Origin of the sequence: Pseudalkalibacillus sp. R45 (genome assembly GCF_052246725.1) — a bacterium.
Classification (GTDB): Bacteria; Bacillota; Bacilli; order Bacillales; family Fictibacillaceae; genus Pseudalkalibacillus.
In genome coordinates this window covers 1-730 of record NZ_JBQQCL010000051.1, presented here as the reverse complement: position 1 = coordinate 730, position 730 = coordinate 1, and the positions used below count along the sequence as shown (strand labels likewise).

Annotated in this window: 1 protein-coding gene; it reads right to left on the bottom strand. The window is 44.1% G+C overall.

The features are described from left to right. Window positions 1-730: RNA-guided endonuclease TnpB family protein (locus tag ACTWQL_RS24870; protein ID WP_443145012.1), on the bottom strand; the 730-nt coding region annotated here is incomplete at both ends.

Genomic DNA, 730 nt, shown 5'->3' with positions numbered 1-730 from the left:
TTGTCGACTCACCTTATGGTCTTGGTCCTTCATCCAGCGCTGCTCTTTATTATTGAGCTTTTTGATGGCAGTGAGTTTTTTCTTTCGTCCGAGCTGTTGTCGTTTGGATTTGAACATCCGTCGAACACACTTTTTTCGTCTTCCGTTTCCAAAAAATCGTGTCTTCTCGTCTTCGGTTACCGCAACAGCAGGGACTTTCAGACCGAGATCGACACCCATGGTTTTGGTGCCCGTATTTTGTTGGATAGTGATCTCTATTGAAAACTGAGCGATCCATTTATTTGCTTTTTTTGTGATGCGGAGAGTTCCGCGTTTATAGGAAGCAAGTTTGGTGATGATGTCTCTCGTGAAGAAAGCCTTGATGCGGATACGTTTCGATTTTCCATTGACCAGCAACGGTAACGAAATGGTTGCAGCATCAAACGTGTAGTTCTGATTGTTCCATAGAATGCAGGGTTTCTTTAAGATGGGGATGATTCGATACTGGGATTTCCTTGCTTTCCGAAAGACACTTTTTGCATCCCGGATTGCCTGGTTTTTGACAGCACTGGGTAGAGGAGCATTTACATATTTGGAGGTTTTTCGGGTCGGTTCTTTCGCTTGTACCATTTCAGCTACAAGCGCATTGATCGTGGCAATATACGTGGTGCTCGAGCGACTCAATAAATCACTTTGATTTTGATTAGGCAACAGTTTCACTTGGACCGTGACCGTCTGTGACATGTTTACC